This is a genomic window from Levilactobacillus paucivorans (genome assembly GCF_001437125.1).
Taxonomy (GTDB): domain Bacteria; phylum Bacillota; class Bacilli; order Lactobacillales; family Lactobacillaceae; genus Levilactobacillus; species Levilactobacillus paucivorans.
Genome location: NZ_JQCA01000072.1, coordinates 66185 through 86793 on the forward strand (window position 1 = coordinate 66185; position 20609 = coordinate 86793).

Annotated in this window: 19 protein-coding genes; 3 read left to right on the plus strand and 16 right to left on the minus strand. The window is 49.6% G+C overall.

All coding sequences use genetic code 11. From position 1 onward, the window contains the following. Positions 1-59: 59 nt before the first annotated feature. The 12 genes from IV54_RS07020 to cdaA all read right to left on the minus strand — a co-directional run bounded on the left by IV54_RS07020 (position 60) and on the right by cdaA (position 12931). Complete coding sequence (locus IV54_RS07020) at positions 60-818, minus strand: NEAT domain-containing protein (RefSeq protein ID WP_157054378.1); 759 nt, start codon at positions 816-818, stop codon at positions 60-62. Continuing rightward, positions 805-1956, minus strand: coding sequence for an NEAT domain-containing protein (locus IV54_RS07025; RefSeq protein WP_083488547.1), 1152 nt, complete (start codon positions 1954-1956; stop codon positions 805-807). The genes IV54_RS07020 and IV54_RS07025 overlap by 14 nt, the downstream gene beginning before the upstream one ends. A gap of 74 nt (positions 1957-2030) precedes the next feature. Then, the gene (locus IV54_RS07030; RefSeq protein ID WP_057878672.1) at positions 2031-2750 is read right to left on the minus strand and encodes an NEAT domain-containing protein; all 720 of its coding nucleotides are present in this window, start codon (positions 2748-2750) and stop codon (positions 2031-2033) included. Positions 2751-2946: 196 nt separating this feature from the next. Continuing rightward, complete coding sequence (locus IV54_RS07035) at positions 2947-3255, minus strand: hypothetical protein (protein WP_057878673.1); 309 nt, start codon at positions 3253-3255, stop codon at positions 2947-2949. A 456-nt stretch (positions 3256-3711) separates the two neighbouring features. Beyond that, positions 3712-4797 carry an ABC transporter ATP-binding protein gene (locus IV54_RS07040; RefSeq protein ID WP_057878674.1) on the minus strand — a complete coding sequence of 362 codons (1086 nt, stop codon included), beginning with the start codon at positions 4795-4797 and terminating at the stop codon, positions 3712-3714. A 147-nt stretch (positions 4798-4944) separates the two neighbouring features. Then, positions 4945-6339 (minus strand): glycoside hydrolase family 73 protein, encoded by a 1395-nt coding sequence (locus tag IV54_RS07045; protein WP_057878675.1) that lies wholly within the window; start codon positions 6337-6339, stop codon positions 4945-4947. A gap of 101 nt (positions 6340-6440) precedes the next feature. Continuing rightward, positions 6441-7145: a glucosamine-6-phosphate deaminase gene (locus IV54_RS07050; RefSeq protein WP_057878691.1), complete on the minus strand. Its 705-nt coding sequence runs from the start codon at positions 7143-7145 to the stop codon at positions 6441-6443. 156 nt (positions 7146-7301) lie between these two features. Further along, positions 7302-7424: a hypothetical protein gene (locus IV54_RS12190; RefSeq protein WP_125544371.1), complete on the minus strand. Its 123-nt coding sequence runs from the start codon at positions 7422-7424 to the stop codon at positions 7302-7304. Between the two features lie 151 nt (positions 7425-7575). Further along, the gene (glmS, locus tag IV54_RS07055; RefSeq protein ID WP_057878676.1) at positions 7576-9393 is read right to left on the minus strand and encodes a glutamine--fructose-6-phosphate transaminase (isomerizing); all 1818 of its coding nucleotides are present in this window, start codon (positions 9391-9393) and stop codon (positions 7576-7578) included. A gap of 332 nt (positions 9394-9725) precedes the next feature. After that, complete coding sequence (gene glmM, locus IV54_RS07060) at positions 9726-11081, minus strand: phosphoglucosamine mutase (RefSeq protein ID WP_057878677.1); 1356 nt, start codon at positions 11079-11081, stop codon at positions 9726-9728. Positions 11082-11114: 33 nt separating this feature from the next. Further along, complete coding sequence (locus IV54_RS07065; RefSeq protein ID WP_057878678.1) at positions 11115-12083, minus strand: CdaR family protein; 969 nt, start codon at positions 12081-12083, stop codon at positions 11115-11117. Further along, a complete protein-coding gene (gene cdaA, locus IV54_RS07070) occupies positions 12080-12931 on the minus strand; it encodes a diadenylate cyclase CdaA (protein WP_057878679.1) in 852 nt (283 codons plus the stop codon). The genes IV54_RS07065 and cdaA overlap by 4 nt, the downstream gene beginning before the upstream one ends. 290 nt (positions 12932-13221) lie before the next feature. Here cdaA and IV54_RS07075 point away from each other — a divergent pair, with 290 nt between their 5' ends. Further along, entirely contained in the window at positions 13222-13887 is a 666-nt protein-coding gene (locus IV54_RS07075; protein ID WP_057878680.1) for a DUF1361 domain-containing protein, read from the plus strand. Positions 13888-14508: 621 nt separating this feature from the next. Here the strand turns inward: IV54_RS07075 and IV54_RS07080 are convergent. Together IV54_RS07080 and murB are read right to left on the minus strand one after the other, a co-directional pair. After that, positions 14509-16647 carry a cation:proton antiporter gene (locus IV54_RS07080; protein WP_057878681.1) on the minus strand — a complete coding sequence of 713 codons (2139 nt, stop codon included), beginning with the start codon at positions 16645-16647 and terminating at the stop codon, positions 14509-14511. A gap of 17 nt (positions 16648-16664) precedes the next feature. Further along, a complete protein-coding gene (murB, locus tag IV54_RS07085) occupies positions 16665-17576 on the minus strand; it encodes a UDP-N-acetylmuramate dehydrogenase (RefSeq protein WP_404819834.1) in 912 nt (303 codons plus the stop codon). A 169-nt stretch (positions 17577-17745) separates the two neighbouring features. On the opposite strand from murB, the gene IV54_RS07090 reads away from it, so the two are divergent. Continuing rightward, a complete protein-coding gene (locus IV54_RS07090) occupies positions 17746-18510 on the plus strand; it encodes an exodeoxyribonuclease III (protein WP_057878682.1) in 765 nt (254 codons plus the stop codon). Positions 18511-18527: 17 nt separating this feature from the next. After that, positions 18528-19064 (plus strand): 3'-5' exonuclease, encoded by a 537-nt coding sequence (locus IV54_RS07095; RefSeq protein ID WP_057878683.1) that lies wholly within the window; start codon positions 18528-18530, stop codon positions 19062-19064. Positions 19065-19410: 346 nt separating this feature from the next. On the opposite strand, the gene IV54_RS07100 is transcribed toward IV54_RS07095, so the two are convergent. Both IV54_RS07100 and tsaE read right to left on the minus strand, forming a co-directional pair. Further along, the gene (locus IV54_RS07100) at positions 19411-19944 is read right to left on the minus strand and encodes a GNAT family N-acetyltransferase (protein ID WP_057878684.1); all 534 of its coding nucleotides are present in this window, start codon (positions 19942-19944) and stop codon (positions 19411-19413) included. Then, the gene (gene tsaE, locus IV54_RS07105) at positions 19937-20413 is read right to left on the minus strand and encodes a tRNA (adenosine(37)-N6)-threonylcarbamoyltransferase complex ATPase subunit type 1 TsaE (RefSeq protein ID WP_057878685.1); all 477 of its coding nucleotides are present in this window, start codon (positions 20411-20413) and stop codon (positions 19937-19939) included. Before tsaE ends, IV54_RS07100 begins: the two co-directional genes overlap by 8 nt. Positions 20414-20609: the final 196 nt, after the last annotated feature.

Here is a 20609-nt window from a genome sequence, read left to right on the forward strand (position 1 = left end):
ATAGATGTTCGGAGCGAAAAAAGCCTGAGACTGTTATCTCAGGCTTTTTTAGATCTGTGTTAGTGTCGTCCAAAATACCACCAAGAACCCCCAAGCACCACGATAACAATGGCCAGGCTACCGCCCAGCAAGCTCATCCAATTGGTCTTCTGCTTAGGAACTTGATCGGCCGCATCAGCCTCCTGAGAGGCTGTGGCTGACGACGTTGCGGCACGCGAGCTGTTAGATGACGTTGTAGACGCCGCGGCAGCTGAAGCCGATGCCGCTTTTTTCTTTGACGTCGGCTTCTGTGACGAGTCATTTGCCGGCGTCGACTGCGTCCGTTTAGCCGTTGTGGCCTTGGTTGCGGACGTTGGTTTCGTAGCTGATTTAGACTGTGATAACGCCGGTAAGTCAGCCGTCTGGAAGGCCAGGGTCAACTTATGGGTGGCTTTGTAAACCCCAAGAACATTTATCGCCAGTTTGGCGGTGATATCACGATTCAGGTGCGTCGTGGTAAACGTATAGAACAACAGATAGTTTCCCGCGCTGTCTCGTGATTTCTGAACATTCTGTGGCGTCTGGCCCGCTATCTTGAGGACCCGGACTGGCCATTTATTTAAATGCTTAGCCGTCTTGATTTCCATTGTGACCTGATAGGCATGCTGAACAACCTGGACCTTGGCAGGATGTACGAAGTATTTTCCCGCCATCGAGGTTTGCGACGTCCCATACTTCAGCGCCGTGTAATCCAGCGACTGCGCATGACCAATCGCTGGCCATCCCAAACCAACCACGATCAACAGGCTCATTAAAAGCCAGCGTTTAACGTGTTTCACGAGTCCAGCCTCCCCTCCAGATAAGACTCAAACTGAGTAGGATTAGGCCGACTAGCATCCCCGTCTTGGAAGTCTGGTCACCCGTGGCTGGCAATTTTGGCGCGGATTGATCAGCTGTCGGGTTAGCCGTTGGGGTTGCCCGCGTGGTCTTATTCGGTAAGGCTGCCACCTGGGCAGCCTGCGCCTGATCCGCAGCACCACTGGCCGCAAATTGAAAACGAACCGGGAAAACTTGACTCATATTTAATGCGGGCACCGTCACGTGAATCTGACCCGGAATTAATTTAGCGGTTAGCTGACTCAACTTTGAAATTTCGAACCAGTAGGTCATCGTTTCATTCTGTCCCGACTCACCATAAGTCACGTGACTCGCCGGAACCGCTTGACCATTGATACTCTCAGGCACGACCGCTCGCGCCCCTAATTTGAGTGACTTGGCATATTGAACCTTCAATGTGACACGATAGCCACTCCCGTTTGGGGCCACCGTGGCCACGTTGGTATAATATTGGTTAGCCTGTGAGACGTTCATCCGGTCACCCTGCAAAACGCGATAGCGCCAGTATTGTTTAGCAACTGGGGTCGTCTCTGACTTGGCTTCAGCCGTCGCCGGAATTGCTGGGTTAGCTGAGGCCGCCTTAGCCGGCTGTTGGGCCAATGTCGTTCCTGCTGCAAGCAGATCCGCCGTATCAACGCTGTCACTGAGCGGTTTGACCTTCGCCCAATCCAATGCGACTCGCGCAGCCTCGGTCATCTTACCCACTGGAGTCGTCAGCTTAAAACTCGCGGCGAGCGGACTCTTCTGCCCCGCGACCGTAACCTGGTAAAGAGCCTGCTTACCAACCGTCTTCACCACTGCGGCCGGTTGATCGGCCACCGTCATGGACGAGATGAACTGAGCGCCGTTACTGATCAGGATCAACGTCGTTTGTGCCCCGGTAACGCGAGCCACGGCCTGGGACCCGAAAAACTGATCCGCTGTCGAGGTCGACTTTTCCTTCTCCTTTAAAATCTTGACTGGTACTTGATAGAGACCATCCTTAACCGTCGCGGCTTTGGCCACGATACCGGTCCCCAATAGCCAGACACAACTCACCGTCAGTAGCCCCAGGAGCAGTGTTCGCCAACTTCTTTTCATGTTGACTCACTCCATTCTTTGTTTGTTAGCGTTTGATAGTCAAACGGCCACCGTATTGCGGTAGCCGTTGCGACTTATTTCACTTTAATCGTCTTGGAAACCGTCTTGTAGCCGGCCTTAGATGCCGTCACCTTCAGCTTCCAGTTCTTCTTCACGGCTCGCTTCAATTTCACCTTGTAAGTGGCCTTCTTGCTGGTTACCTTACCCAATGTGGTCTTGCCATGCTTGACGGTTACCTTGGCACCCTTGGTGGTCTTCCCAGTAACTTTCTTAGCCTTGACCTTCACCTTTGACGTCATCAGGGCGACCTTCGTGGTGGCCTTGATCGCACTGGTCTTAAACGTCATTTTGGCTGACTGAGTCATGGTCATCTCCTGACCATTCATCGGCACCACGAGGGTAAAGCCCAACGCATGACTCGTTTTCAAGTTCACCTTACTAAACGTATAGGTATTCCCGGTACTGTGAGCGGTCACTTTAGCCGCGTGACCATCTAAAGTCATGGCCTTGATGAACTGGTTCCCGGCTTTGGTCGTGGTTAAGGAAACCGTGGCCCGCTTACTCTTGACCGAAACCTTAGCGGTTAGATTAAAGTATTGCGCGGCTTCAGACGCGGTCGTCGTGCCAGTCTTGTAGATATGTACAGGAACGCTATACTTCCCATTCGGCAACTTAGCGGCGTTCAACGCTGCCGCTTGAGCAACCGTCGGGGTGGTGACCGCAGCCAGCGGCACGCCGGCGCCGACGCCTGCCAACATGAGGGCCGCACCCAACACTGTCATTGTTTTCTTCATCATTAATTCCTCCCAAAAAGTTTAATGATACAGTCAATGAATACGCTTTCATCGTAGCACTGTTTTGAAATCCATTCCACGATTAATACTTAACATCTAAAACAGATTGATTATCTATTCATTTATCAGGTGAACAGTGAGTGTAAAAAAGACGCCTAGCCGATGACCACTCATCGACTAGGCGTGTTGACTGACATTAACCAATATGATTTTCACGCAGAATGGCATTAACTTCCTGTTGCACATCCTCCGGCTTCTTCCATTCGTCAAAGGTGGTAAAATCCTCCTCTGGCATCGCATAGTGCTCATTCACGTAGTCCTCGTAGGCCTGAACGTGCGGCGTATGGGCGATGTTTAACTGGAGAATCCGAACCTGTTTGATGAGCCCGCGTTCAACCGCCAGCTCAGCCCGACCGTTCTGGACCATGTTGCTAATCTCCATGTACTTGCTCCCGTCCAGTCGGGTAATTTCTTCAATCAAGGTAAATGTTTCATGACTCTTCATCCCAAATGCCTCCTCAGTCAACGTCAGGGCGATAGTCCCCTAACGCCATCTCTCCAATTATACTAGGTTTTAGGGCAAAACAAAACCACTACCAGGGAATGGTAGTGGTCGGCATAAGAGAGAAAGAGAATTGATTAGAAGGTAATTATTAATACCTTACGACTAATAATATACCGGTATTTGTAAGCGCTGTCAATGCTTTCACGGAAATAATTATGACTTTTGACCATTATTCTTCTAAATGAGGCTGGCCAGTAACTAATCGTGGCTAAAAAGTGCAAAAAAAGAGACCGGGAAGCATGCCCTCCCGGCCCCGCCATTTAGTCTTCACCAAATGAGAGATAGATCCTTTATTCGATTCATTGGGAAATCAGATAAAGGGGTAAATAAATGGTAACTTAAAGATACCACGCTAAATGATAAAAATCTATCCCTTTTATCATCATTTTCTAATTTTTATTTAACACTACTGGTTGCGTTGGGATCATGCAACACCGTTTCCGGATGCACAATATGCGCTGGATTTGAGATGACATCGCTTACTGAGTGACCAGAAATGTTGACCACACAGGCGAAGAGCATCGCAACAATGGCCACACCCGTTAGAATTCGGTTACGCCAGCTCATCTTTTCACTGATGACTGACCCGTAGAAGTCCTTCTTCACTTGGTCAGCAACATGTGGATCATCTGGCGTTGCCGCCTGACGTTCCTTGGTTACCTGAGCTTGGTAAGCATCGATATCAAAGGACTTTTGCCCTTCCTTCATCGTCCGTTGGAAGTGCTTCTTTTCCTTCTTGGTCTGCTTCTTAAACCACTTGGTAAAGTCACGGTAATCCTGAACGATTTCCTCAGTAGGTCCGAGGGCCTTCAATGACCCATAGTGAATCCAGGCCACACGGTCACACAAGATTTCAACTTGCTTCAAGGAGTGACTGACAAAGACGATGGTCTTCCCCAAGTCCTTGAATTCAGCAATCTTGTCCACACACTTTTGATAGAAGGTATCATCCCCAACAGACAACGCTTCATCAATGATCAGAATGTCTGGGTTGACGTGCACGGCGATAGCAAAGCCCAGCCGTGACTTCATCCCTGAGGAGTAGCTCTTAACGGGTTGGTATAAGAAATCGCCAATATCCGCAAAGGCCACGATGTCATCCATTAACGCATCAATCTCAGGATTAGTTAGCCCCTGCATCAATGCCTTGAGCCGAATGTTTTCGACCCCGGTCAGGTTGCCTCGCAATCCGGCACCGATGGCGATGATCGAGGTATCCCCCTTCACTTCAACGGTCCCCGTCGTTTGTGGGATAATCCCAGAAATGATGTTGGACAACGTCGATTTACCGGAACCATTGACCCCAATCAAGCCCAATGTTTCACCGGACTTAACCTCAAGTGAGATCCCCATCAAGGACCAGAAATGTGGCACCTTGCTGTTACTCAGGGAAAAGAACGACCGCAATTTTTCAGATTGGGTCTTATACAGGTCATACTCTTTTGTAACGTTTTGCACCTTAATTTTATATGAATTATCCATGAATTAAACTTCCTAACTCAAATATTAACGCTCTCTAACGCACCGAGGTTCCCCGGCCTAATCTGTTGTATTATACCAAAAAAAGCTACCGAATTGGTAAAAATTCCGATAGCTTTACCATTTTCTTATAACCCGGCGTCAAAACGCTTAGGATAAGGCCCGTGCGTCGACCCAGTAATTGGTTTTACTGCCACTAAATCGAATCCGATACCAGGTTGACTTGTTGGAAGCCTTGAAACCGCAAAGATTGACGGTCACTTTGGTTCCCTTCTTGCTCCCCTTAGGCCACTTCAACGTCTGTTGATTGAAGTGGGTCGTGGTGACGTGATTATAAACATTGTATTTCTTAAATTTACTGCTCAGAGTCTTCTTACCACTCGCGGTGGTATAGAAAACTTGAGCGTACTGCGGCTGAGCAACTGTCCCGGCAATCCAGGTCTTCTTTTTACCAACCTTAATCCGATACCAAGTCGTCTTAACGCCATCTTGCGTCTTCACGGCCTCATTATCTGCCGTATAGGACTTAGCGGTTAACTTTTTCACCGACTCCTGTTCTTGGGCCAGGTATGGTGAATTGTAGACGTGGTTATAGGTACTGCCGCCCGCCTTGGTATTCACCTTCATCGTGGCCTTTCCATCCATGTAGGTCACTTTCGGAAAGCTGACGGCACTGCTGTAGACCCAGTAGCGTGTTGACGACTTACTCTGGGCAAATCGAATCCGATACCAAGTGGTCTTATTGCCAGACTTAGCCGCCGTTCTCACGGCGCGTAGGTCCAGATAGACCTGCCTTTCCTTGGCGGCCTTAACCTTACTCCAGGACGTCTTGGTGATACCCGCTCGCGTATCCTTCACATGGTTATACAACCGTACGGAAGCATAGTCCTTACTGAGCGTCGCCGTTTGGTTGCCCGACGTGCCATAGTACTTCGCCTTAGAATAGACTTTGGGTTTAGGAGCTGGTGTCGCCACGTCCGGCGCAGAACCATCAAGTAAGGTATCTAAATTATAGGTTTTAATAATGCTGATCAGTGAGCTACCATAGGTCGGCGCCGTCGCATAAACGCCGGTCAAGGCATTGGCCGCACTTGCATAGGTCTTGGCATTTTCGCGCCAAGTGCCACTGTAAATCTTAGGATTATAACTGGTTCCCCCACGAAGCAGGGTCGCATTGTCCGTCATTGAGGCCTTGGCATTCGGATACTTTCTAAAGTTAGCTGTTGTGTGATAGAGCTGGCCATTGGCATCGTACTCGGTTGTTGGCATCGCGACGGATTGCCCCTTATAACTACCCTTTACCCCAAAGTAATTGTTGGCCTGGGTCGTCAGAAGGCTCGTCCCCCAAGCACTCTCTAACGCTGCCTGAGACATCATCACGGATGGATACAGTTTATACTGATTCGCAACCGACGTGACGGGACTCTTCAATTCGCTGATAAATCCTTGGGGATTCGTCGTTGCCGCATGGGCGGTCCCGCTGACGCTACCCAACGCACTTCCCAACAGGAGTGCGGCTAGTAGCCATCGTTTACTTCGCTTCATTCTCGGTTTCCCCCTTAAAATCGCTTTCACGTCAAGAATAACATAACTTGACTCTTTACTGGAAGTAAAAATGGGGATAACTCGCGCTATTTCAAGGTTCGTTAGGCCAGTTGACTAGCAGCCGCCTCATCGAGAATGACTTGCACATTTTGGTGAGTCTGGAGATAACTGGCCGGAACTTCAGGGGTCACAGGCCCTTGAATCATTGCGGCGACAGCATCTGCCTTGGCTGCCCCGTAGGCCACGATCAGGATCTCCTTGGCCTGTAAAATCGAGCCAATTCCCATGGAGTAAGCGTATCGTGGTACGTCGTTAGCATTGTCAAAAAATCGCGCATTTGCTTCGATAGTTGACGCTGTCAAGGCAACCTTATGTGTGGTCGATGCTGGATCAGTCCCGGGTTCATTGAACCCAATGTGGCCATTTTGTCCCAGGCCTAACAATTGTAGGTCAACGGGGTGTTGCGCGATCACGTCATCATAACGCTTGGTCTCGGCCGCGGCATCTGCGTTCATCCCATCTGGCACAAATGATTGGGCAAACGGCTTGTGGCTGAACAAGTGTTGTTGCATAAAGTAGTGATAACTCTCTGGATGGTCGGCCCCTAAGCCCACATATTCATCCAGGTTAACTGAGGTCAGGTGACTGAAATCTAAGTCACTGGCAACCAGTTCATCATAGATCGTCACTGGTGTGCTTCCGGTCGCTAGCCCCAGAACCTTGGCCCCCTGTTGTAGGGCTTGTTGAAAAATCTGGAACCCGGCACGGCCTCCAGCAGCCTGGTCTTTCACGATTTGAATATTCATGTTGTTACTTGTAAGTTGTGTCATCACCCGAAATCTCCCTCTCTAATGGTATAGTCCAATGATAAAAGATCTAGACCAATTTTGCAAGTCTTTTGCTCAGAAAAACTTCTTATCGTTCAACAAAAAAGGACGCCCACTGTCCAAGCAGTGATCGCCCTATTTCCGACGAATACCTCGCCGGTTGGCACTTAATTCATTTTGTTGTTTCCGGAACTTCTCAAACGTGGCGTCACGTTGTTTTTGGTTCTTGTGGGAATCCACCCGTTTCGTATATTTCATCGTTTTCACCTCACGTTTTCATAACTTTTCGTAAGTGTACTATACAACGAAAACCGGCATTTCGCAAGTTAGACGAGCCGTGCCACCTTGGATCGCCACTACAAAAAAAGCGTTCGGAAAATTCCCGAACGCTTCCAAAATTCATTTTAACTTATTCAACTGTCACACTCTTAGCCAGGTTACGAGGCTTGTCAACATCCAAGCCCTTGTTCAGGCTGGTGTAGTAAGCCAACAATTGAGCTGGCACCACGCTCAGCAATGGCATCAACATCTCGTCAACGTCTGGCAAGATCAGGTCGTCACCCTCAATAGCTAAGCCTTCACGAACAATCGTCAAGGTCTTGGCCCCACGAGCCATGGTTTCTTGCAAGTTACTCCGCGTTAACCCAGCGGTCTTGGCCTGCGTAATGAAACCAATCACTGGTGTGCCCTTTTCGATCAAGGCAATCGTCCCATGCTTGAGTTCTCCGGAGGCAAAACCTTCAGCCTGAACGTAGGAGATTTCCTTTAACTTCAAAGCAGCTTCCAAGGAAACCGCATGGTCAATCCCCCGGCCGATGTAGAAGGCCTTGTTGGACTTCATCAGGTAGTCGTTAGACAACTGTTCCAGCTTATCCTTTTCGTCAACGATGGCCTGCATTCCCGTGGCAACTAAACCAAGTTGTTGGCGAATGTTGAAGTTCTGGGCCACGATTTGGCCAGTTGCTTCACCCAAAGACTTTGCCAAGATAGCTTCCAAAGCGATCTGCGCCGTGTAAGCCTTGGTTGAAGCCACGGCAATTTCAGGACCGGCATGGAGTAACAACGTGTAGGTTGCCTCACGGGACAACGTTGAGTGCTGTACGTTGGTGATCGTCAAGCTTGGGTAGCCAGCATCGTTAACATTGACCAGCATCTCACGGCTATCCGCTGTTTCACCGGATTGCGTCAAGAAGATGAAGAATGGCTTCTTAGACAGCATTGGTTGTTCGTAGGCAAATTCAGATGAAACGTGAACTTCCGTTGGAATGTGGGCTAAGTTTTCAAATAACCGCTTCCCAACTAAACCAGCATGGTAGCTGGTCCCGGCACCCACGATGTACAGACGATCGGCAGCTTCCATGGCGGCGATCAGCTTGTCATCAATTTGTGGTTCGCCGTGTTCTGACAAGTAGGTTTGAGCCAACTTGCGCATCACGTTTGGTTGTTCGTCGACTTCCTTCAACATGTAGAATGGGTAGGTTCCCTTATCCGTTTCGTCGGCGTTCATGTCAACGTGGAATGGCTTGCGTTCAACGGCATTGCCGTCAGCGTCTTGGATAGCCACCTTACCAGGTGTGATCGTCACAACTTCACCGTCCATTAATTCCAAGAAATCATGGGTTTCTTTGAGCATAGCTAAAGCGTCGGAACAAACGACGTTGAAACCATCACCGACCCCAATCAATAAGGGGCTCTTGTTTTTAGCAACAAATAACGTGTCTGGTTGTTCGCGGTCCATCATCAGGAAGGCATATGAGGATCCCTTTAACAGGCTCAAGGTCTTCAGGAAAGCCGCCTTGGCATCCAGATTGTCTTCAACGGCAAACTTGTCGATCAATTGAACGACAACTTCGGTATCCGTCTGACTCTTGAAAGGCACATCACTCAGGTACTTGGCCTTCAGTTCTTGGAAGTTGTCGATCACCCCATTGTGCACCAGGTAGAACCGGTCATCGTTGGAGAAATGTGGATGCGCGTTATCGACGCTGACCACCCCATGGGTTGCCCAACGCGTATGACCGATCCCAGTTGACCCGTGGACGTCAGGCGTCACCTTAGACCGTAATTCAGAGATACGACCTTTAGTCTTAACTAAATAATCCTGACCCTTTTGGTCGTTGACGTAGATACCGGCTGAATCGTACCCCCGGTATTCCAACTTCTCCAGGCCGTTCAACAGGATCTTAACGGCATTGTCATTTCCAGTAACCCCAACAATTCCACACATAACTAGTCTTCCTTTTCTCGACGCCGCCCCCGTTAGTCGGGAGGGTCGGTTGATTTTTTTAGAAATGTATCAGCTTTCTTATAAATTGGTATAGACTGAAACGTCTTTCATAACGTTTCCGGATGACTATACTTTACAGCCTTCTTTGGGGGTTGTCAACTATAAAAACCACAACTGGTCTATCACCACTTTACGACTCCGTTTTCATGAAAATAATCATCATTTATCGCAGCCGTACTTGGCTCCCATGGAAGCCAAGTGCTCCCCCAGAAATTCGCCAAAAAAAGAGCCCCGGGTCAGCCCCAGAGCTCCTTACACATTATCGATTTAACTTACTTCACGCCAACCTCGGCCCGAACCACGTCGGCAATCCGGTCGACATAGCCCGCAACGATTTCTTCCGTTGGGGCTTCTGCCATGACCCGGAGCAAAGGCTCAGTCCCGGAAGGCCGAACAAGCACGCGACCGTCACCATTCATTTCTTTTTCAACAGTAGCAATCATGGCCTGAACTTGAGGATTTTCCAGGGCAGCTTGCTTATCAGCCACCTTCACGTTAACTAACTTTTGTGGATAGGTTTGCACATCGGCTGCTAATTCGGAAAGCTTCTTCCCCGTCACCTTTAAGATGTGGAGCAATTGCAGACTGGTCAGCAGACCGTCACCAGTGGTGTTGAAGTCCAAGAAGACAATATGGCCGGATTGTTCGCCACCCAGGTTATAGCCGGATTTCCGCATTTCTTCAACGACGTAACGGTCCCCAACCTTGGTCTTAACCGACTTCAAATCGTGGGCTTCCATGGCCTTGTACATCCCCAGGTTACTCATAACGGTCGTCACAATGGTGTCCTTCTTCAGGCGACCATGTTCAGCCAGGTACTTCCCACAAATGTACATGATCTTGTCCCCGTCGACCAATTTACCGGTCTCATCAACCGCGATACACCGGTCACCGTCACCATCAAAGGCCAAACCAATTTGGGCCCCCTGGTCAACGACAAACTTCTGTAATTGTTCAGGATGCGTCGACCCAACTTGATCGTTAATGTTCACCCCATTAGGAGTCGTCGCGATCGTATCGAAATCTACGTTCAGATCGGCATAAAGCCGAGAAACCAGACCACTCGTGGCCCCGTTTGCGGAGTCGACCGCAATATGTAACCCATCGAGGTCATCGGCAATCGTCTGTTCCAGGAATTGAATGTACTTTTGGCTACCTTCGGAATAGTCTTCAACGGTCCCCAAACCATCAGTCGTTGGCCGTGGCAAGTTGTCCTCAGCAGCATCTAACAAGGCTTCAATTTCTTCTTCCATTTCGTCGGAAAGCTTGTAGCCGTCGTTACCAAAGTACTTAATTCCGTTATATTCGGCTGGATTGTGTGAGGCCGTAATCATGACCCCAGCGGCAGCGCCCTGCGTCCGAACCAAATAAGCCACGGCTGGCGTCGTGATCACGCCTAACCGGAGCACTTCGATGCCGACAGACAGAAGTCCAGCAACTAAGGCATTTTCCAGTAATTGACCGGAAATCCGGGTATCCCGTGCCACTAAGACTTGGGGATGTGCATTCTCACTATCAGCGTGTTGCGTTAAAACATAGCCGCCAAACCGGCCAACTTTAAAAGCTAATTCGGGCGTTAGTTCTTGATTAGCAACTCCCCGAACACCATCAGTACCAAAATACTTCATTGTCAAACTCCTCATTTCTAGAACAAATTTTCGTTAATCCGCGCTGGCCTTGACCGTCACCTTAATCGTGGTGGGATCAAATGCCGTCACGTCATTATCACTGGTATCCAGTGTCACCGTCTTGGTGGCCTGGTTCTTCACGTCACTCACATCAACGTCCACGGCGACACTCTGGAGCGCCTTCAATTGGGCGGCACTCCCATAGGCGGTCACCTTGGAAACGTTGCTGCTTAGTTTATACGTCGTCCCGGACGAGCCATTCTTCGCATTCAGGTTGACACTGACCTTCTTACTTTCCCCATCGGAAGTGATCGGCAAGTTAACCGTGGTCGTTGACGGTGTCAAAATCACGTTCACCGTCTTGCCATTCTTATCCAGGGCTTCGATGACCGCTTGACTATTCACGGTCTTCTTCACGTTCTGAGCCAGGGTTAATTGGGCCACGACACTGGTAATCCGAGATATCTCATTGGCCGCACCCGTTGCCTTAACACTCGTCACATCGGAAGTTGCCTTACCGGCAGAGTACCCCGGTGCGATGTTTTGCTTATTATACTGAACCTTCACAGGGAAGGACACTGTCCGCCGTGGTTCAATATCCACCGTGATCTTGGCGGGTGAGATCGTGGATTCACTCTCGTGATTCAATCCCTCTTGATGCAGGGTTACCTTGTGTTTGCCCACGCCCAAGTCACTCAGTGCGGCATAAACTTTAAAATTTTGCGTATTGGCCGTCGTCGTCACCAGAGCTAAAGGTCCCTGAAGCTTAACTTTCACCTTCTGGGGATAACCGGTCACAAAGTATTTATTACTATTGACGTTAAGTTGAAGCGGGACGGACACGGTCACCGTCTTGGTGGCCGTGAGCGATGTCGTCCCCGTCGAGCTGCTCGACTGGGAATTCGTGGCCGACTTCGTACTATTCACATAGAAGAAAAGCAAGATCGCCAGGATGAGCGCCAGAATACGGTAAAGCCAAGTCGTATAGCGTTGATTTTTCATTTACGGCGCCCTCCTCTAAAGCGTTGGTCAAACCAATCGAGGGACTTAACCAACACGTTGTTATTATCGGCGGCTTCCTCATTCACCAATTCATTACGGAGAAATTTCATATAATCAGCCTGCGTCAAACCCCGAATAAGTTCATTATTCTTGGTAATCGAGACCTCTCCGGTTTCTTCGGAAATGACGATGGTGAGCGCGTCGGTCACTTCAGAGATGCCGACGGCTGCCCGGTGACGGGTCCCCAACTCTTTCGGAATCAAATTGCTTTCCGACAAGGGAAGGTAGGCCGCGGCGACGGCAATGCGGTTATTACGAATGATGACCGCCCCGTCATGGAGTGGTGTATTGGGGATGAAGATGTTGATCAGGAGTTCACCGGTTAATTCGGCATCCAAGTCAATCCCCGTTTCAATGTAGTCTTCCAGACCGGTATCACGTTGAATCGTCATCAAGGCCCCAATTCGCCGCTTGGACATGTACTGGATCGCCTTGTCCAGACCTTCAATCATGTGGTTTGCCGCCTCATTTTCGTGGCGAATCCGCACAAAGAGTGATCCCCGACCTAAGTGCTCCAGTCCCCGCCGAATTTCCGGCTGGAAGATAATGATGATCGCGATAACCCCCCAGTTGATGACTTGATCCACCAACCAAGAGACGGTGTTCAGTCCGATATAGGCACTCACGAACTTCACCAGCAGAATCAAAATAACCCCCCGGAAGAGCTGGATAGCCTTCGTTCCTCGGAGCATCACGATTAATTCATAAATGACAAACCAGACCACTAAGATGTCTAGTAAGTTGACTAAATTCCCCAATGTAAGGAGATTGCCCCAATCCAGGTTCATGACTTTCCCTCCAAATCGAATTCAGATTTTATTATAGCACGGCCCCGCCAACATTGCGCCCCGATTGCCGATTATCCAGTCAATTCCAGTTCATCATGTCACAAAACTTACAGAATTATTAAGGTCCCCACCAGTGGCTACCTTCATGGGTTCATTCTGGTAAACTAGAAGTCATATTCCATTCGTTTTTGGGTAATGGGCGGTAAAATAAGAGTGAGTTCTGTCCTTCACTTTTTAGCAAAATAAAGACGAACGGACCTCACTATTTTAACTTGAAAGGAGGGCTTGCGATGAATCGGCGAGCGCGTTGGGAAATCCGAATATTCTTTGCCATTTGGCTCGTGTTTCTCTACTTCCGAGCCAAGGATCCCTTCTCCTTTCTGGTGCTAAACACCTTCCTAGGCTATCTGCCTATTGAGATTAGCTTTCATCTGGGCAAGGTCACACCGCGCAGCGGCTGGTTATTCTGGCCCATTGTGGTGTTGTGGCTGCTCTTCTATCCCAATGCTCCCTACTTACTGACCGACCTCTTCCACTTATCGCTCCTCCAGCCATACGCACTGAGTGGCCTTCTAAGGGTCACACCGCATCTCTGGATCTACTTTACCTATATGATGGTCAGCGCTGTTAGCTGTTCATTTTTGGGCTTCTGGAGCCTCAATTACGTCAGTCAGACGATTAGTACCCGAGTTGCCAAGGGTAATCGTTGGGTCCGCCTCACCATTGTGGTGCTCCTGACCTTCCTATCCTCGGTCGGCCTTTACATTGGCCGTTTTCTGCGGATTCACACCGTCTACCTCTTCATCAATCCGGAACAGTTCATCAATCCGATTCTCTCGATGTGGACGCCAAACATGTGGATCTTTGTGATTCTGATGACTTTCCTGCAACTATTCAGCTACTGGATTCTCTATCTCATCATGAGCAACTCGGCCATGCCTTCTAGTTCTAACTAAAGTTTGTGTTGAAGGGTTCTAACGACTTTGTCGTTGGGACCCTTTTAAAATGTGATAGTTTGGCCGCCTGCGGCTGTCAGGGATTACGCCTGCTGTGGGGACGCTTCAGCCCCTTGGGCTTCTCGCTCGATTTGAAGCCGCGAAGAACGCGCGTCTTCAAAGTCGCCCGTGATGTAAGGCCGAGAAAACCACTCGGTCTAACATCACCACCACGGCCGGCCCCATCCCTGGCCTCCTCCGGCTAGGATCAATGGATTCTGCGACAACGATTAATTATTTCTGCTCTGATCCTATCATCACTTCAGTCCCACCACTTAAGATTGGTCAAATTATCTGAATACTAAAACAGTAGGTACCGTATAGCTTATGCTAAACGATACCTACTGTTTTTCACTATCTCTAAATTTTTAGTTTGTTGCCATTCATACAACCATAACAGGAAACCTTTCGTATCAACCGTGAGGCCGATTGAGATGGGATCAGGTGAAAGCCAAGCTTGTAGGCTCGTGATTCTCGAGGCTTCAAGTTGTGTTCGCTCCGTTCCAGCTCACCTTGACCGACCGGTAAGGCGAAAACCGCCATACTGTCAGCAACACTTACACAAGTTTCAATTAGCGTTGGCTACTCGCCTTCCTCGTTATTGAGAGACATCACCAACACGTTTTCCGCATAGTTGACGTACTGACGGAGGTGGGTGGCCTTGGTCCAGCTGATGTTACCAGCTTCCAACAACGTTTGAATTCCATTTCTCTCGGCCCCTAAGGCCCGCACCCTGAGCTTGTTGAGTTGATGTTGATAATCATCCTCATGGCTCGGCCCCGTGGCGGCCTTGGCACGTTCAATTCGGTTACGGTAGTGGACGAGCAGGTGATAAACCGCCTGGTTGTCGAACTGAGTCTCATCAACGTCAGTCCGCGCCAGATACTGTGACAGGGCCTTAATGGCATTCTTGGCCGTCTCACGTTCGATAAGGTTGTTCTCAGCGTGCAGACGGTCGGTATCTTCCGAATGCAACCAGTAACGCGTATTCCGCCACATGTGCCGGAAGAAGAGTACCCAGTAATGCATGACTCCCGGCATGGTGTGCCCAGAGACCTGCGTCAGCCGTGATTCTAACTTTTCAATTCGCCGCAAAGCCCCAACGTAACTGGTCTGGGTGATCTTCTCACCCTCCAGTAACGATTCCAAGGACTCACGTTCACCGGAAATCGCTACCTCACGCAATTTAATTTCATCGTCTAAGACTTTCTGCATTGCCGTATCGGCACGATAACTCATTTCTAAACGTCGAATGATGAACTGGTAGTCTAAGATTAAATCGTAGGCTGCCCGTTGGTTGTTGGGCCGCCTGAGTTCTTCAATCTTCGAGATCGCCAGTCGCATGATATAGGCTCTGGCTTCCTCTTCACTGACTTGTCGGACTGGTTCCTCGGGAAACTCTTCCTCCACTTCGTCGTCTAAATCAATCTCATTGGCAATCTCATCACTGACACTCGCCCGGGTCTGTAAGGGTTGTTTATCAGTTGAGATTAGCGGCAACATGATAGTTGCGGCAACCAAGCTAATGATAATTACGCCGGAAGCCACGAAGAGCATCAGCGCCCGGGTGGGGAAACTCGCCCCACTCGCAATCGTTGCGGGTACCGACAAGACCCCAGCCATTGTTACAGCCCCCCGGACACCGGACAAGCCGGATAGAACAGCCATCCGAAAGCTGGGTTTTTCTTGCGAACGACTCTTCGTCAGTCGTTGGAAAAGAATGTAGCCGTATGTCCAGAACGTCCGGATGGCCACCAGAATGACCCAAGCCATGAAGGCAAAGAAGATGGCCTGACCCGTGTTAAATTGACCACCCTTGATCACTTGCGACGTCGCGACTGGTAACTCAATTCCTAAAATCACAAACACAATCCCGTTTAAGGAGTAGATGATGATGTCCCACACCTTTTCCGTCACAAGCTTGAGCTCCGGTGTGTCTTCCACGATCCGGTTCTCTCTGGCGTGATACAGAACCCCAGCCGTCACGACCGCGATAACACCAGAAGCATGGGTAATCTCTTCAGTGACCAGATAAATCACGAACGGTGTGGCAATCTGAAGCACGGTGTTAAAGATGACGTCGTCAATCCCCTGGCGGCGAAGAATATCCATCAGGAGTTGAATTGCCGTCATAAAAATCAATCCGGAAATGAATCCGACAATACTGATATAGATAAAGTCACCAGTTGCCGTTCCCATTGAAAAGGCACCAGTAACCGTGGCCGCTACCGCGTACTTAAACGCAATCAGCCCACTGGCATCATTGATCAGGCTTTCCCCACTGACCAGATGCATCAGACTGGCTGGGAGTTTAACCTGCTTGGCAATCGACTGAACCGCCACCGGATCGGTAGGCGAAAGGATTGCGGCCAGGGCAAACGCCACGGTCAGCGGCATTTTAGGAATCAGCGCGTAGATCAAGTAACCACCCAGTAAGGTGGTCAAGAAGACCAGCCAGATGGCATTGGCAAAGATCGGCCCCCGAAGTCGCCAGAGTTCTCGGCGAGGAAAGCGCCGTCCATCGTTATACAGCAACGGCGCGATAAACAGGAGTAAGAACCAATCGGTCTCCAATGGCACTTCAAATTTCCACACTAGGGCCACGACTAGCCCCAGGACAATTTGAATCAGACTGACTGGAATAAACGTGAGGTAGTGACTGATAATATTGGACAAAAGAACCAAAACGATTAACAGAATCACTGCTTCAATTATAGGCACATAAGGTTCCCCCTTCTCTATTTGGCGGTAGGCTTTTCTCCAATAATGCGAACTTCCGTTTCGAGTTGAACATTATCTTCCTTCAAGATAACTTCCTGAATATGATGAATCAATTCCAGGTAATCCGTGGCTGTGGCGTGGTCAATGTTCACAATGAACCCCGCGTGCTTCGTTGAAACCTGCGCGCCACCCCACTTCAAGCCTTGTAACCCGGCTTCTTGAATCAATTGCCCGGTGTAGTGCCCCTTGGGCCGCTTAAAGACACTCCCACAGGATGGCAGATCCAGCGGTTGCTTGGCCGCTCGTCTGGCATTCAGGTCATCCATTTTAGCTTGAATGGCCTCGCCATCCCCCGGGGTCAACGCAAAGGTCGCCGTTAACACGATATCATGGTAGTCCTGAACCGAACTGTGGCGATAACCAAAGTCGAGCTCTTGCTGATTCAGCGTCCGGATTTCACCTTCGGGGCTGAGCACCTCGGCGGAAACCGCGACTTCGCTGATTTCACCGCCATAGGCGCCGGCGTTCATGAAGATTGCCCCACCGACACTACCGGGAATTCCCGCAGCAAATTCAAAGCCAGTCAGGCTATGGGCCCGTGCTACCTTCGTTGCCTCAATCAAGGCCGCGCCAGATTCCGCGGTCACGGTCTGACCATCCGTGGTAATGTGATTCATTTTCGTTAAGATCATCACGAGGCCGCGAATACCGCCATCACGGACGATGAGATTGCTGGCATTACCGACAACCGTTACCGGTAATTTTTCCTGATTGGCGTAGGCTAACAAGGACTTTGTTTCCTGAATGTTGGTTGGGAAAGCCAAGTAGTCCGCTGGCCCGCCCGTCTTAGTATGGGTATAGTGAGCCAAGGGCTCGTTCCGCAGAATGGTAACTGCTGGAAATACCGTTACGATGTCTTCCATCATGATTATTCCCTTCGTTTCACAAAATTTATGTGCTCTCACGGTGTTAGTCGTGAAAACAACAGTCATAGGATTATTTTAGCATGAAATGGTCGTAAACGACACGGGGACGCGCCATTCACAGCCAAAACTTATTTTTCTGGTATACTAGAATTAGTCTTTTGGAGGTGCCGTCATGAAATTTATTTCTTGGAACGTCAATGGTCTTCGGGCCATCGTGAAAAAAGGATTTGTTGAGACATTTAACGAACTAGATGCCGATTTCTTTGGAATTCAGGAAACCAAGCTACAGGCCGGTCAGATCGACCTCGACCTTCCCGGTTATTACCAATATTGGAACTATGCCGAACGGAAGGGCTACTCCGGAACCGCGCTCTTTACCAAGCACAAGCCACTCAACGTGATCTACGGGATCAACGCGCCCGACTTCGATCATGAGGGTCGAACCATCACACTGGAGTATCCGGATTTTTATGTTCTCACTTGTTATACACCAAATTCTGGTAGTGGTCTCAAGCGTCTAGACTTCCGTATGGGTTGGGAAGAAGCGTTCCTGGCCTTTATTCAAAGTCTCGATGCCAAGAAACCCATCATCTTCTGTGGTGACCTGAACGTTGCCCACGCTGAGATTGACCTCAAGAATCCCAAGTCAAATCATCACAATGCCGGATTTACCGACGACGAACGTGAAAAGATGACGGCACTACTTGGGACGGGCTACACCGATACTTTCCGTTATTTCAATCCGGAAGCTACCGGTCGTTACTCTTGGTGGAGCTACCGGTTCCACGCCCGCGACAACAATGCCGGCTGGCGGATTGACTACTTCATCACCAGCAATCGCTTGCAGGATCAATTGAAAGACGCTAAAATACTAGACCAAGTCATGGGTTCCGACCATTGTCCGGTGGAACTCGATGTGGACGGTTTAACCGTCTAAGAAAGGAAGATGTCCTCTTGAACTTTGTCGCAATGGATTTTGAAACCGCCAGTGGTAAACGCTACAGCGCCTGTTCCCTCGCTCTGACCATCGTCCGTAACAGTCAGGTTGTCGATGAATTTTATACCTTGATCAAACCCGACACGGATTTCTTCTGGCGCAACGTCCAAATTCATGGGATTCATGAACGCGACGTGGCCAATGCCCCGGCATTTCCAGAAGTTTGGGAACACATCTCTCCCCTATTCCAGCGCGATCGCTTAGTCATCGCCCATAACGCCCCATTCGACAACGGGGTGTTGCGGAGCACGTTGGAACACTACAACCTGCCAACGGCGCGGTACTTGACACTGGATACCGTGAAGACCAGTCGTAAGTTTTTCCCCGAGTTTCCTAATCATAAATTAAACACGGTTTGTGACGAACTCGATATCGACCTACACCACCATCACAACGCGCTCGACGACAGCCTGGCCTGCGCTAACATTCTGTTGTACGAAGCTAATCACTTCGGCACGCAGCCCTTGAAAAAGTTTGTGACTGTGAATGCGTAGTCTGCTGTAAAGTGGTCGCCTGCGGCTGCCAGGGATTACGCCTGCTGTGGGGACGCTTTAGCCTTTTGGGCTTCTCGCTCGATTTGAAGCCTCGCCAAGAGCGCGAGTCTTCAAATTCGCCCGTGATGTAAGGCCGAGAAAAATCACTCGGTCTAACATCACCGCCACGGCTGGCTCCATCCCTGGCCTCCTCTGGCTAGGATCGCGTTTTACAACAACGTTATAATCAATAACAATAAAATCGGTAAGTCCTACTCAGCATGTGCTACGTAGGACTTACCGATTTTTCATTTAATCAGAATCTAAAAAAAGTGCCGCCAACCGCAGTCGGCAACACTCATTTCAGTTATTCAAGTTTGTTCTCCGAAGTCATTCCTAAACGGTAGACCATTTCAATGGCTTCAACGCATTCGCCATCGTCATCGGTGACCGTCGTGGGCGGTGTCGCCGTCTTAGTAAAGCCCATTTTCTCGTAAAGCTTCATCGCGGGTACGTTGCGGGTCTGGACAATGAGACCAATGGCTTGTAAGGCACTGGCGGTTTCCGCCCAATACAGGGCCTCGTCAACCAAGGCCGTCCCGATCCCCAGATGCCAATAGGCTTTCTCAACGGCAATCCCCAGTTCGCCAACATTCCCCTGTGGCGTGGGCGAAACAGACAAGACACCCAAGAGCTGGTCACCCAGACTGGCCACTAACAACAGGTGCCGTGGGCTGTCCTTGATCTGTTCCAGCTGGTCTGCTTCCTGCGCGGCACTGATGGGATCGTCAGCATCGGCCAAACTAAAGGTGTCGCTTTCTTGTTGTAGCCGGCCCAATAATCCTAACAGGTTGGGGGCATCCGCGGCATTGGGCATGCGAATCAAAACATCCTCACTCATGGTTAGCACCTGCCAACTGTTCGACCAGCTGGGTAAAGTGTTCTCCCCGTGGATCGAAACGCAGCGTCCGTTGATTTTCACCAGCGTCATCGTCGCGCTTGAAGATAATCCGCAGATAGTTTTCTGGCAATTCATCAGCGATGAATTTGGACCATTCCACCACGTTGACCCCATCACCATTGAAGTATTCGTCGAGGCCCAATTCATCCCCACTGCCATCTTCCAGACGATAAACATCCATATGGTAGAGTGGAATTCGACCCCCTTGGTACTCGCGAATAATGGTAAACGTTGGGCTCTTCACGTTACGCGTAATGCTTAAACCCGCGGCTAATCCTTTGGTAAATGTCGTTTTACCAGCACCGAGATCGCCATCCAATAAAATCACGTCCCGCGGCCGAAGTTCTGGTGCTAACTGTTTTCCCAGCGCCATCGTGGCTTCGGGACTCTTGACCGTGACAGTAAACATTGTTCGTTCCCCTTTATCTAAAAAATCTCATCGGTAACTGCCGTAACAGCCACCGATCACTAAAACTCACCGCTATAAATAATACCCGGACTGCTAGTAAATAGCAATCCGGGCACTCTTAGTTTGATTTAAGTTTAAAATTTTGGTTCTAAAATAACTGTTGTTGGTAATCAAGATTATTTCTTGATTACTAACA

Coding starts and splice junctions, on each gene's coding strand:
- IV54_RS07025 (WP_083488547.1), bottom strand. CDS start 1,956: ATGAAAAGAAGTTGGCGAACACTGCTCCTGGGGCTACTGACGGTGAGT.
- IV54_RS07030 (WP_057878672.1), bottom strand. CDS start 2,750: ATGAAGAAAACAATGACAGTGTTGGGTGCGGCCCTCATGTTGGCAGGC.
- IV54_RS07035 (WP_057878673.1), bottom strand. CDS start 3,255: ATGAAGAGTCATGAAACATTTACCTTGATTGAAGAAATTACCCGACTG.
- IV54_RS07040 (WP_057878674.1), bottom strand. CDS start 4,797: ATGGATAATTCATATAAAATTAAGGTGCAAAACGTTACAAAAGAGTAT.
- IV54_RS07045 (WP_057878675.1), bottom strand. CDS start 6,339: ATGAAGCGAAGTAAACGATGGCTACTAGCCGCACTCCTGTTGGGAAGT.
- IV54_RS07050 (WP_057878691.1), bottom strand. CDS start 7,145: ATGAATATTCAAATCGTGAAAGACCAGGCTGCTGGAGGCCGTGCCGGG.
- IV54_RS12190 (WP_125544371.1), bottom strand. CDS start 7,424: ATGAAATATACGAAACGGGTGGATTCCCACAAGAACCAAAAACAACGT.
- glmS (WP_057878676.1), bottom strand. CDS start 9,393: ATGTGTGGAATTGTTGGGGTTACTGGAAATGACAATGCCGTTAAGATC.
- glmM (WP_057878677.1), bottom strand. CDS start 11,081: ATGAAGTATTTTGGTACTGATGGTGTTCGGGGAGTTGCTAATCAAGAA.
- IV54_RS07065 (WP_057878678.1), bottom strand. CDS start 12,083: ATGAAAAATCAACGCTATACGACTTGGCTTTACCGTATTCTGGCGCTC.
- cdaA (WP_057878679.1), bottom strand. CDS start 12,931: ATGAACCTGGATTGGGGCAATCTCCTTACATTGGGGAATTTAGTCAAC.
- IV54_RS07075 (WP_057878680.1), top strand. CDS start 13,222: ATGAATCGGCGAGCGCGTTGGGAAATCCGAATATTCTTTGCCATTTGG.
- IV54_RS07090 (WP_057878682.1), top strand. CDS start 17,746: ATGAAATTTATTTCTTGGAACGTCAATGGTCTTCGGGCCATCGTGAAA.
- IV54_RS07100 (WP_057878684.1), bottom strand. CDS start 19,944: ATGAGTGAGGATGTTTTGATTCGCATGCCCAATGCCGCGGATGCCCCC.
- tsaE (WP_057878685.1), bottom strand. CDS start 20,413: ATGTTTACTGTCACGGTCAAGAGTCCCGAAGCCACGATGGCGCTGGGA.